This is a genomic window from Pseudofrankia asymbiotica, from assembly GCF_001983105.1.
Classification (GTDB): Bacteria; Actinomycetota; Actinomycetes; order Frankiales; family Frankiaceae; genus Pseudofrankia; species Pseudofrankia asymbiotica.
Genome location: NZ_MOMC01000007.1, coordinates 70,997 through 83,158, shown reverse-complemented (window position 1 = coordinate 83,158; position 12,162 = coordinate 70,997). Strand labels below are relative to the sequence as shown.

Genomic DNA, 12,162 nt, shown 5'->3' with positions numbered 1-12,162 from the left:
TGCGCCGATCGCTCAGATCTCCCACCCCGCCCACCGGCGAGAGGCGTGGCCGTCGCCGGTCACGCGGGTTGGCTCTGCTGGCCGCGCCGGTCGCCGCCCTGGTCGCCGTCCCGCTCGCTCTCACACTGCCGGGCGGCCCGGCGAGCGCCGCGAGCTCCAGGACCTACCTCGTCGTCTACTCAGGCTCCGCCGATGCCGGCCGGGCGGCGGTCGCCAGGCTCGGCGGCAGGATCGAGTCCGAGAACGCCGAGACCGGGCTCGCCGTCGTGACCTCGACGGACGCGTCCTTCGAGACGAAGGCCGGTACCAACGCGGCGCTCGTCGGCGCGGCCCCCGACTCACCGATCGGCTACGCCGCCCCGGACGCGGCCGGCGCCGCGGCCGGCGGCGAGGACCAGTCGTTCACCCAGCGCGAGCGCGACCTGTCCCGAAGCGGCGGCGGCACCAAGCCCGGCAAGCCGAGCAAGCCCGCGGCCGGCGCCGAGCCGCTGTCGAGCCTGCAGTGGGACATGCAGATGATGGGCGCGACGCCGACCGGCTCGTACAAGTACGAGCCGGGCAGCAAGGGCGTGCTCGTCGGCGTCATCGACACCGGTATCGACGGCACCCACCCGGACATCGCCCCCAACTTCAACAAGGGCCTGTCACGCAACTTCGTCACCGACATCCCGACCGACCCGGTCTCCGGCGAGGAGGTCGACGGTCCGTGTGAGCACCCGAGCTGCAAGGACCCGATCGACGAGGACGACGACGGCCACGGCACCCACGTGGCGTCCACGATCGCCTCGCCGATCAACGGCCTGGGCATCGCGGGCGTCGCCCCGAACGTGCAGCTGGTGAACGTCCGCGCCGGTCAGGACTCCGGCTACTTCTTCCTGAAGCCGACGATCGACGCGATCACCTACGCCGGTGACGCGGGCATCGACGTGGTCAACATGTCCTTCTACACCGACCCCTACCTGTTCAACTGCAAGGCGAACCCGGCGGACTCCCCCGAGCGGCAGGCCGAGCAGCGCACGATCATCGCCGCGACGCAGCGCGCGGTCGCCTACGCGTCCAGGCGCGGGGTGACCCTGATCGCCGCGTCCGGCAACGAGGGGTCCGACCTCGGCCACCCCACTGGCGACGACACCAGCCCGGACTACCCGCCGTCAGGCAGCGCCGCCTACCCGCGCGTCATCGACAACTCGTGCCTGTCGATGCCGTCGGAGGCCCCGAACGTGCTCGACGTCAACGCGATCGGCCCGTCCAAGCGGCTGAGCTACTACAGCAACTACGGCCTGGAGCAGACGGTCGTGGCCGCGCCGGGCGGTGACGCCTACGACGGCTCCCCCACCCGCCTGGTGACGAACGAGATCCTCGCCGCCTATCCGAAGAACGTCGCCGAGGCCAACGGTGACATCGACGCGGACGGCAACCCGACCAGCGAGTTCGTCGTTCGCGACGACAGCAAGGGCAAGACGTCGTACTACCAGTACCTGCAGGGCACGTCGATGGCCTCGCCGCACGCCGTGGGCGTGGCCGCGATCATCATCAGCGCGCTGGGTCACAAGGACCCGAGGCACGGCGGGCTGACGCTGGACCCGGCGATCGTCCAGCAGCAACTACAGAGGACGGCCGTGGCGACGCCCTGCCCGACGCCGAACCCGTACGTCTACCCCGCCCCGGTGCCAGCTAGCTACACCAAGACCTGCGAGGGCACCACAAGGTTCAACGGGTTCTATGGAAACGGGATCGTCAGCGCACTGAACGCATCCAGGCTCCACTAGCTTTCCAAACCAGGGGAACCACAACCGCATAAGAACCGGCCCGGACGGCGACCGCCGTCCGGGCCGGTCCGTCGTAGCCCGCGGGTCTGAACGGACGCGCGGGCGTCCCTACTGTCAGCGGCCGCTGAAACGGTCGCGCAGCTCGTGCTTCAGGATCTTCAGGGTGGCGTTGCGGGGCAACGCGTCGAGGATCTCAAGACGCTCGGGGATCTTCTGCGTCATCAGCCCGGCGCCGCGCAGGAAGTCGGCGAGCTCGGCGAGCGTCGGCGCGGCCCCGCCCGGCGCCGGCTCCACGACCGCGCAGACCAGCTCGCCGCGCTCGGCGTCCGGCAGCCCGATGACGGCGACCGCGCCGACCTTCGGATGCTGGTAGAGCAGGTCCTCGACCTCCCTGGCGGAGACGTTCTCGCCCTTGCGGATGATGACGTCCTTGAGCCGGCCGGTGAGGGTCACGTGGCCGTCCGAGCGCAGGAGGCCGAGGTCACCCGTGCGGAACCAGCCCTCCTCGTCGAAGGCGGCGGCGGTCGCCTCGTCGTCGGTGTAGCCGGCGCAGACCGTGACGCCGCGGACCCGGATCTCGCCCTCGGCGCCGGCCGGGGCCGCCGCGCCGGCCGCGGTGACGACGCGCACCTCGACTCCCGGCAGCGGCGCGCCCTCGGAGTACATGAGCGCGTCGTCGCTGTCCGCCGGTGAGCCCTGGGTGATCATCGGGACCTCGGTCATGCCGTAGCCGTGCGCGAGCGGGATACCCATCTCCCGCTTCACGTCGGTGAACAGCTCCGGGGGCTTCGGCGCGCCGCCGCCGGCGAGCATCCGCAGCGTCGGCATGAGCGGCTCGCCGGGCGTCGGCGAGGAACGCTGCGCGGCCAGCAGGGTGGAGTAGAAGGCGGTCGAGCCGCCGGCGATCGTCACCCCGTGCCGCCGGTAGGCGGCGACGGCGCCGGCCGGCACGAAGGCCTCCAGCAGCAGCGCGGGAAAGCCCACGGCGAGCATCATCGCCAGGTAGTCCGGGCCGCCGATATGCGCGATCGGGAACGCGATCGAGCCGACGTCGTCCGGGCGGGCCCCGAGCGCCAGCGCGAGCCCGACCCCGGCGGCGACGAGCGTCGCGTCCCGGTGGCGCACGCCCTTGGGACGAGAGGTCGTGCCCGAGGTGTAGTAGATCCAGCGGACCTCCGTGCCGTCCGAGGGCGGCGGGGGCAGCAGCGCCGGGTCGCCCTCGGGCAGGCCGTCCGCGGTGACGACCAGCACTTCCGGCCGGTCGGCGAGGTCCCTGCTCGCGGCCGCCGCGAGCTCGACGTAGTCCGTGCCGCGCCACACGCCGGGCACGCAGAACAGCGCCGCGCGGGTGGCGCCCAGCGCGACGGCGACCTCGCGCTCCCGGTAGATGTGGATGATCGGCACCTGCACGGCACCGAGGCGGGCGAGCGCCATCGAGAGCACGACGGTCTCGATCCTGGTCGGCAGCTGCCAGCACACCGCCGTTCCCGCCCCGACGGCGTACCGCTCGGACAGGCCCRCCGCGACCCGCTCGGCCCGGGCGACGAGCTCGGCGCAGGTCACCCGGACCGTCCCGCCCTCACCATCCCCCGAGTCCGCGAGCAGCAGCGGAGCGTCCGGCGTGAGCTCGGCTCGTCGCGCGAGCAGCCCCCACAGCGTCGCYACGTCCGCACCGGTGATCATCGACGAGCCCGCGACCGTCGCCGAGGTAACAGCCATCCGCGTGTTCTCCCGCCTGGGACCTGGGTTAGGTGAGGTCAAGATCCAGCATCCGGATGGCGTTGCCACGGACGATCTTGTAGACGGTGTCGGCGTCGAGGCCGGCCATCATCTCCTCGGCGACCTTCCTCGTGTGCGGCCAGGTCGAGTCGGTGTGCGGGTAGTCGGTCTCGAAGGTGACGTTGTCGACGCCGATCTCGGCCAGGGACGCGAGGCCGTGCCGGTCACGGAAGAAGCAGCCGAACACCTGGCGGTGGAAGTAGCTCGACGGCGGCTCGGGGACGAGGTCGCGCACCCCGGCCCAGGCGCGGTGCTCGCGCCACACGTCGTCGGCCCGCTCCAACGCGTACGGCAGCCAGCCGATCTGGCCCTCCGAGTAGGCGAGCCTCAGCGTCGGGAAGCGCACGAGCACGCCGGAGAACAGCCAGTCGGCGAGCGAGGCCATCGCGTTGTTGAACGACAGCGTCGCCGCGACGGCGACCGGCGCGTCCCCCGAGGTGGCGGGCATCTGGGACGAGGAGCCGATGTGCATGCACACGACCGTCCCGGTCTCGGCGCAGGCGGCGAAGAGCGGGTCCCAGTAGCCGCTGTGGATGCTCGGCAGCCCCAGCTTCGGCGGGATCTCGCTGAAGCAGACGGCCCGCACGCCGCGGGCCGCGTTGCGGCGCACCTCGGCGCCCGACGCCTCCGCGTCCCACAGCGGGATGATGCACAGCGGGATCAGCCGGCCGCCGGAGTCGCCGCACCACTCCTCGACCATCCAGTCGTTGTAGGCGACGACGCAGGCGGCGGCGAGCTCACGGTCCGAGGCCTCGGCGAACGTCTGCCCGCAGAAGCGCGGGAAGGTGGGGAACGACAGCGAGGCCTCGACGTGGTTGAGGTCCATGTCGGCGAGCCGGGCGGCCGGGTCGTAACAGCCGGGGCGCATCTCGTCGTAGGTGATCGGCGACATCGTCATGTCGTCGCGGTCGAACCCGACGGCCGCGACGTGCCGCTTGTTGATGTAGACGAGGTCCTCGTAGACCCAGCAGTCGGCCTTTGGCCCATCCGGGTCGAAGGTCTGCCGGTAGCTGCCGCCGCCGAGGTGCTCCATCGTCCCGATGCCACGCCGCTCGACGCGGGGCCCGGCGTCGCGGAAACGGGCCGGCAGCCACGTCCTCCACAGGTGCGCGGGCTCCACCACGTGGTCGTCCACGCTGATGATCTTCGGCAGTTCGCCGAAGGAGTGCCCCTCGCCGCCGTCGCCGGTCGCCATGACTCGTCCTCCCTCGCCGCGCGGCCATCGCGCGCCCATCGCGTGGCCACCGTCCGTCCGCCGCGCGCAAGCCGCGACCCGCTTTCCAGCCCACGTCCGTGTTCCGACGCTAGCATCCGAGCTGACGGACCGTCAGGTTATCTGCCCGTGGGAGACCCCATGACCAGCACCGCCGCGACGACCATGCCGGCATACCGGATCAATGACTGGCTCGAGAATCCGCGCCTTGTGGACGTTCCCGTACCTCAGCCCGGTCGCGGCGAGGTGCTGGTCGCGGTGGCGGCGAACGGGCTGTGCCACTCCGACCTGACGATGAGCCAGATCGCGGGCGAGATCGGCGAGCTGATCGGCTGGCGCGTGCCGTTCACTCTCGGCCATGAGATCGCCGGCGCCGTCGCCGCCCTCGGCGAGGACACGACCGACGCCCCGCAGGTCGGCACACCCGTCGCGCTGGTCTCGCCGGCGTCCTGCGGCCGCTGCGCCTACTGCCTCGCCGGCAGGGACAGCGCCTGCCCGAACGGCCTGGCCGGCCGCGGGTACGGCCGCGACGGCGGGCTCGCGCCGTACGTCGTCGCGCCGGTACGCGCGCTGATCCCGCTGAACGGGCTGGACCCGGTGGCCGCCGCGCCGCTCACCGACGCCGGCGCCACCTCGTATCACGCCGTCCGCCGGGTGCTCCCCGCGCTGGCGCCGGGCGGCACCGCCGTCGTCATCGGCGCCGGCGGGCTCGGCGGCTTCGCCATCCAGCATCTGAAGGCCTGCTCCCCCGCCCGGGTCGTCGCCGTCGACACCTCTCCCGCCCGCCTGGCCGTCGCCCGCGAGCTGGGCGCCGACGAGACCGTCAGCGGTGTGGGGAGCGAGCGGGGGGACCCGGCCCGGGTAGCGGGCGCGCTGAAGGAGGCCTGCGGCAACGAGGGCGCCGCCGCGGTGCTCGACTTCGTCGGCACCGACGCGACGATCACCGCCGGGGTCGGCGCGGTCCGCCCGTGCGGCGCGTTCGGCCTGGTCGGCTCCGGCGGCGGGCGGCTTCGCGCCTCCTGGTACGGCGGCCTGCCCCGCGAGGCCGAGGTCTTCACGTTCCAGGGCTCGACGATCGCCGACGCGCACGCCGTGGTCGCGCTCGCCGCCGCCGGCAGGATCCGCAGCCTCGTCGAGGTCTTCCCCCTGGACTCCGTCGCGGACGCCTACGACGCCCTCGACGACGCGACCCTGCGCGGCCGCGCCGTCATCACGCCATAGGCGGGCGCGCGGCCTGGAGCAGGGGATTTCCGGATGTTCGGATGTCCTGCCGGCATTTATGATCGCGCCGTGTCCGCGCCGCCCGCCGATTCCCTCGGCCGCCCTGTTGATGTAGGTCCGGCCGGTAGTGGGCTGCCCGCCGTGAGCGCCACGGCGCCGCCAGGAACGGCGCCCTCGACGGTCGGAACGCCAGCCACGCGCGCCCCGTCGCGGCTGCCGTACCTGCTGTCGACGGTCGGGCTGGAGAGCATGACCGCCGTCACTGCCCCGTTCCTCGGGCGCACCCTCGGGGCGGCGCCGTTCGCGCTCGCGGGAGTGGAGGCTGCCGGCCGCGCCGGATCGGCCGCCGCCCGGTACGGCCGCAACCAGCTCGCCGACCGGCAGCCGGGGCTGCGCGGGTTCATGGACCTCGCCGGCTCGGCGGGGCTGGCGCTCGCGGCCGGGTTCTTCGCCGCCAGCAGCGCCCTCTGGCAGGCCGGCGCGTGCCGGGCCGGTTCCTGGGCCGCGCGCGGGCTGGGGACGCCCGCGCTCGAGGAGCACGCGAGCGCGGCCGCCCCGGCGCACCAGCTCGGCCGGCGGCTCGGGTTCGAGCGGTCGATCGGCGCGCTCGGCGCGGCCGTCGGCGCGCTGCTGGTGGCGGTGCTGCTGGAGGTCACCGACACGCGCGGCGTCATCGGCTACGCCCTGATACCCGTCGCCCTGGCGGTGGTGGTGAGCATCCTCGGCCTGCGGCGTGGCCGGGCCGACGCGCCGCCGCCCGCGCCCACCCAGATCAAGATCACAAAGCTGCGCGGCGGCCCGCTCGGCGTCCTGCTCCTCGGCATCGTCTGCTACGAGGCGTCCAACATCGCGGTCGTGCTGCTCCTGCTGCGGGCCTCAAAGATCGTCAGCGTCAGCGAGGCGCTGCCCGTCGTCCAGCGAGTCGCCCTCTGCTATGGGCTCTACCAGCTCAGCGCCGCCGCCTGCGCGGTGATCGCGGGCCGGCTGACGGACCGCGCCGCGGCGAGTCTCGTGCTGGCGGCCGGCGGGCTGAGCCTGCTCGGGGCCTACATCGGCCTGGCCTGGGCCAGCGCGGGCGACGACGCGATCGTGGTGCTCTGCCTCGTGCTCGCCGGGGCCGCGGCCGGGGCGGTCGACACCGCCGAGTTCACCGGCGTCGCCCGGCTGACCAGCCCGGACTCGCGGCGCGCCGCGTTCGGCGTGCTCGCCGGGCTGCAGAGCGGCGGCCGGGTGTTCGCGACGCTGACCGCGGGCGGGCTGTGGACCCTGATCGGCCCGAAGGCCGGCCTGCTGGTCTGCGGGCCGCTGCTCGTCGCGGCCATCGTCATCTTCGCGGTACGGGTGGACCGCCCCACCCGTACCCAGCGCGCGACGGCCGCGGCGCCCGGCAACCCGGATCCTCGGCCCTAGGGCGCGGGGATCGGGGCCTCGCCCGGGTAGCGAACGCCGAGGACGGCGCGGATGCGGTCGAGGGTGGTCGCGACGCGGACGCTCTCGGCCGGCGGCATCACGTCGCTGTCCAGGTGGCCGGCGCGCAGCCGGTCATGGACGTGGCGCACCTGGTAGTGCAGACCGATCCCGGTCAGCGGCGTCTCGATCCGGCGCTGGGGGGCCGGGCCGTCCGCCGCGCCCCCGATGCGGACCGGCGCCGCGGGCGTCCGCACCGACAGCACCTCCGGCGCCCACATCGACGTCGGGAACTCCAGCGACCCGCGGGTGCCGGTGATCCGGGCCGTCCCTGGCAGGTCCGCGCGCAGCGACGACGTCGCGACGGCGAGCGCGCCCGCGTCGTAGCGCAGCACCGCCACGACGTGCTCGTCGACCCCGGTGGCGCCGACGACGCCGCCGGCGGTGACGCCGTCCGGGGCGCCGAGCAGCAGGTGGGCGAACTGCACCGGGTAGATGCCGATGTCCAGGACGCTGCCGCCGCCGAGCGCCGGGTCGAACAGCCGGTGGGCCGGGTCGAACGGCGCGCGGAAGCCGAACTCGGCCTCGACCAGCAGCACGTCACCGATCTCGCCACCGCCGACCAGGTCGCGCATCACCCGATAGCCCGGGGTGAACCGGCTCCACACCGCCTCCATCAGGAACCGGCCGGCGGCGGTGGCCGCGGCGGCCATCTCGCCGGCCTGCGCCGCGTTCAGCGCGAGCGGCTTCTCGCACAGGACGTGCTTGCCCGCGCCGAGGAACAGCAGCGTGTGCGCGAGGTGCGCCGGGTGCGGCGAGGCTACGTAGACGATGTCGACGTCCGGGTCCGCGGCGAGCGCCTCGTAGGAGCCGTGCCGGCGCGGCGCCGCGAACTCGGCGCCGAACGCCTCGGCACGCCCAGCGCCCCGCGAGCCGACCGCGACCAGCTCCGCGTCCTCGACCAGCGCGAGATCGCGGGCGAACTCCCTGGCGATCATGCCGGTGCCCGCGACACCCCACCGGAACCGGCCGCCGGTGGCCGAGGCACCGCCCGGGCCCGGCCGCGCGCCGGACGGGGCCGACGGGACCTCCGGCGGCGACGAGCGCGCGGACGGGGAACCCACGGACGGGTGGTCAGGAGACAAGGAGGCGGATGGTGACGACGACGCTGGCTGCTCTTCCACGCCGGCCATCCTGCTCCAGCACGCGCCGGGGCGTCGTTCCCCCGGCCACCACCCCGCCCGTCGAAGGCGCACGGGGCCAGGTCAGTCAGGGTGGTGGCCGCCGAGCGCGGTGGTCACGGTGGCGGCCGCGGCGCGCAGGGCGGCGACCGGGTCCTCGCCGCCGGCGGCGGTCGCGCCGAGCGGGCCGTGGACACCGATGAGTGTCAGGACGAGCACGACCGTCCCGTCGCGGCCGAAGACGGGCACGGACACGGTGCGCAGCTCGTCCTCCCGGCCGCCGCGAGTCCCGCCGCCCTCCTCGAGGCCCGCCTGGCCGTCGCCGGGCGTGGGCACGAACGTAGGCGCGGGCGCGGGCGCGGACGCGGGCGACGCCGACGCCGACGCCGACGGCGACGGCGACGGCGACTCGTAGCCGGGCGGAAGGGCGCGGATCAGCCGGCGCACCGCGTCGTGGCCGGGGTCCGCCGGGTCCGTCGGGTCGGCCTTGGCCAGCACGGTGTTCAGCTCGCCGTGCCAGCCGGCGCCCCGCCCGACGGCGTAGCCGGCGGCGCGGACCTCGGCGAGGGTCGCCTCCAGCGCCCGGGCGGTGCCGGGCGGGCAGTCCCGGCCCGCGCGGTCCAGCCAGGCACGCCGGGCGAGCTCGCCCGCCCAGGCGACGAACGCGGTGCCCAGCGGCGGCAGGAACGGGATGCGCTGCCCGACCCGGGTCGGCAGCTCGCCGGAGGGCGACGAGCCGGCGGCCGCGTTCGCGACCAGCACCATCTCGTCACCGACCGCGGCGCTGGCCACGCACTCGGCGCCGAGCCGGGCGGCCAGCCGCTCCATCTGTGGGCGGGCGAGGTCGGCGGTGCGCAGCTGGACCGCGAGGTCACCCTCCCAGGCGGCGAGCGACAGCGGCGAGAACCGGCCGTAGCCGCCCTGGAAGAAGACCAGTGGCAACGCCGACCGGCCGACGTCGAGGACGCGCACCCGTCCGAGCACCAGGTCGTGGTCGCCGGCAGGGTGGATGGCCTCGAGGTCGCAGTCGACCCAGGCGACGGCGCCGTCGAGGATCGGCGCCCCTGACGGCGCCGGGCGCCAGGACAGCTCGGCGAACTTGTCGCCGCCGCGGACGGCGAACGTCCGGCAGACCGACTCCTGGTCGTAGCCGAGGATGTTCACGCAGAAGCGGCCGGTGGCCGCGATCCGCGGCCAACTGCTCGACCGGCGGTCCGGGAAGAACGCGACGAGCGGGGGGTCGAGCGACGCCGACGAGAACGAGCCGACCGCGAGCCCCACCGGCGCGCCGTCCTGGTCGAGGCCGGTGACCACAGCGACGCCGGTGGGGAAGTTACCCAGCACCTGCCGGAACCAGCCCGAGTCGATCACCGTGCTAGTCCTCGACCAGGCCCGACAGCCGCTGGGTCGTCGTGATCCATTCCTCCACGAGGCCGTGCACGACCTCGGCGGCGGGGCGGCGGGCGTTCATCCGCCCGACGATCTGGCCGACCGGGAACCCGTTGAGCTCCGGCGTGCCGGCCCGGGTGAACCGGCGGGCGGCCTCGGCCCAGACCACGCCCTGCAGCGGCATCGGCAGCGTCTTCGGCGCGTCCGGCCGTTCCCAGGCGTCCGTCCAGGCGTTGCGCAGCAGGCGGGCGGGCTTGCCCGTCATCGAGCGTGACCGGACGGTGTCCCGCGAGGTGGCCTTCAGCAGGTTGTCGACGGCGGCCAGGTTGGTGTCCGCCTCGGCGACCGTGAGCCAGATGGAGCCGGTCCAGGCGCCCTGCGCGCCGAGCGCGAGCGCCGCCGCCACCTGGCGCCCCGAGCCGATGCCGCCGGCCGCGAGCACCGGAATGTCCGGCCCGACGGCGTCGACGACGTCGGGCACGAGCACCATCGTCCCGATCTCGCCCGTGTGCCCGCCGGCCTCGGTGCCCTGCGCCACGATGATGTCGACGCCCTGCTCGACCTGCTTGACGGCGTGCCTCGGGCTGCCGACCAGCGCCCCGACCAGGATGCCGTGCTCGTGCGCCCGGTCGACGACCTCCTTCGGCGGCGGGCCGAGGGCGTTGACGAGCAGGCGGGTCGGGTGCTTGAGCGCCACCTCGACCTGGCCCGGGCCCTCCAGGTCGACGGCGAGGCCAGCGGCCTTGATGTCGCGGCCGTCCTCGGCGTCCTCGGGCAGCGGCGGGACGCCGTACTCGGCGAGCACCGAGTCGACGAACGCCCGGTGCTCCGCCGGCACGAGACCGGAGATCTTCTCCCGGGTGAGGCCCTCGCCCTTGCCCATGTACGCGTTCGGCATGACGATGTCGACGCCGTAGGGCAAGCCGCCGACGTGGTCGTCGATCCAGGACAGCTCGACCTCGAGCTCCTCCGCGTTGAACGCCAGCGCGCCGAGCACCCCGAACCCGCCGGCCCGGCTCACCGCGGCGACGACGTCGCGGCAGTGCGAGAACGCGAAGATCGGGAACTCGATGCCGAGCCGGTCACAGATAGAAGTTCGCACCACGACTCTCTCCTTTTTCCACGGTTACTGACCGCTAGTGAGCTGCGTTCCGCTGTGACTGGCCGTCCGGCATCCCGCCCCGGATTGAAACGAGTTCTAGTTTTGCCGTGACGGGCGTCCGAGGCAAGCCAATCCGCGAACATCGCCCTCGCCCTCGGCGAGGGCACCCGAGGGCCGGACGCGGCCCGGCTCGGACACGTTGCTCACATCCGCGTCGCGGCCCAGGTGGCGATGCCCAGTGGGCGGATAGCGTCGCCGCGTGCCACGCCGGTCGTTGTCGATGCCTCACCGGCTGGCCCGATGCGGCGTCCGGCGCGCCTCGGCCGGGATGGCGCGGTGAGCGCCGCCGACGTCACGATGCTGGTCGTCGCCGGCGTGCTGGCCGGTATCACCGGGACGGTGGGGCTCGCGTCGCTGGTCTCCTACCCGGCGCTGCTCGCCGTCGGGCTGCATCCCCTGGACGCCAACGTCACGAACACGGTCGCACTGGTCTCCATCGCCGTCGGCGCGGTCGCCGGCTCCAGGCCGGAGCTCACGGGCCAGACCCGGCGGGTGCTGCGGTACGGCGTGTTGACGCTGCTCGGCGGCTCGGCGGGCGCGGTGCTGCTGCTGGCGACGCCGCCGGGAGCGTTCACGCTGGCGGTGCCGTGGCTGATCGCGGGGGCCGCGGCGCTGCTCGCGCTGCAGCCGCGGCTGGTGCGAAGGCCGGCGGGTGTGATCGACGAACGGGGGCTCCCGGTGAGCGCCGCGGTCCTCGGCGTGGGGGTCTATCTCGGCTACTTCGGCGCCGGCGGTGGGGTGGCGCTGCTGGCCGTGCTCGCCCTGGCGCTGCCGGAGCCGCTGGCGCGGGTGAACGCCGTCAAGACCGTGTCCGGCGGGTTCGCCAACCTGCTGGCCGCCTTCGCGTTCGCGCTCGTCGCCCCGGTGCACTGGGCGGCGGTCGGGGCGCTCGCGGCCGGGCTGCTCGTGGGCGGCGCCGCCGGACCGGCGATCGTCCGGGTCCTGCCGGCGACGGCCGTACGGCTCGCCGTGTCCGCCGCCGCCTTATGCCTCGCCATCAGCCTCGGCGTCAGCGCCTACGCAGCCGGGTGAGGCAGAGGC

The 12,162-nt window shown here is 74.2% G+C and carries 9 protein-coding genes; 4 read left to right on the top strand and 5 right to left on the bottom strand.

All coding sequences use genetic code 11. The features are described from left to right. Window positions 1–68 precede the first annotated feature (68 nt). Entirely contained in the window at window positions 69–1,769 is a 1,701-nt protein-coding gene (locus BL253_RS02795) for a S8 family peptidase (protein ID WP_241834458.1), read from the top strand. Between the two features lie 114 nt (window positions 1,770–1,883). On the opposite strand, the gene BL253_RS02790 is transcribed toward BL253_RS02795, so the two are convergent. Together BL253_RS02790 and BL253_RS02785 are read right to left on the bottom strand one after the other, a co-directional pair. Next, entirely contained in the window at window positions 1,884–3,488 is a 1,605-nt protein-coding gene (locus tag BL253_RS02790) for an AMP-binding protein (protein ID WP_076813311.1), read from the bottom strand. A gap of 28 nt (window positions 3,489–3,516) precedes the next feature. Then, window positions 3,517–4,743, bottom strand: a complete 1,227-nt coding sequence (locus tag BL253_RS02785; protein WP_076813309.1) for an amidohydrolase family protein — start codon at window positions 4,741–4,743, stop codon at window positions 3,517–3,519. A 159-nt stretch (window positions 4,744–4,902) separates the two neighbouring features. Here BL253_RS02785 and BL253_RS02780 point away from each other — a divergent pair, with 159 nt between their 5' ends. Then, window positions 4,903–5,982, top strand: coding sequence for an alcohol dehydrogenase catalytic domain-containing protein (locus BL253_RS02780; RefSeq protein ID WP_081437929.1), 1,080 nt, complete (start codon window positions 4,903–4,905; stop codon window positions 5,980–5,982). A gap of 141 nt (window positions 5,983–6,123) precedes the next feature. Further along, window positions 6,124–7,392: an MFS transporter gene (locus tag BL253_RS02775; protein ID WP_241834457.1), complete on the top strand. Its 1,269-nt coding sequence runs from the start codon at window positions 6,124–6,126 to the stop codon at window positions 7,390–7,392. Here BL253_RS02775 and BL253_RS02770 read toward each other — a convergent pair. From BL253_RS02770 to BL253_RS02760, 3 genes are all read right to left on the bottom strand, one after another. Then, on the bottom strand, window positions 7,389–8,513 hold the full coding sequence (locus BL253_RS02770) for a Gfo/Idh/MocA family protein (RefSeq protein ID WP_076813305.1): 1,125 nt from the start codon (window positions 8,511–8,513) through the stop codon (window positions 7,389–7,391). The two genes, BL253_RS02775 and BL253_RS02770, sit on opposite strands and share 4 nt — an antisense overlap. A 141-nt stretch (window positions 8,514–8,654) precedes the next feature. Further along, window positions 8,655–9,941: a flavin reductase gene (locus tag BL253_RS02765; protein ID WP_076813304.1), complete on the bottom strand. Its 1,287-nt coding sequence runs from the start codon at window positions 9,939–9,941 to the stop codon at window positions 8,655–8,657. A 4-nt stretch (window positions 9,942–9,945) separates the two neighbouring features. Then, window positions 9,946–11,064, bottom strand: a complete 1,119-nt coding sequence (locus BL253_RS02760; RefSeq protein ID WP_241834456.1) for a nitronate monooxygenase — start codon at window positions 11,062–11,064, stop codon at window positions 9,946–9,948. Window positions 11,065–11,397: 333 nt separating this feature from the next. Here BL253_RS02760 and BL253_RS02755 point away from each other — a divergent pair, with 333 nt between their 5' ends. Further along, a complete protein-coding gene (locus BL253_RS02755; protein WP_081437937.1) occupies window positions 11,398–12,153 on the top strand; it encodes a sulfite exporter TauE/SafE family protein in 756 nt (251 codons plus the stop codon). Window positions 12,154–12,162 lie beyond the last annotated feature (9 nt).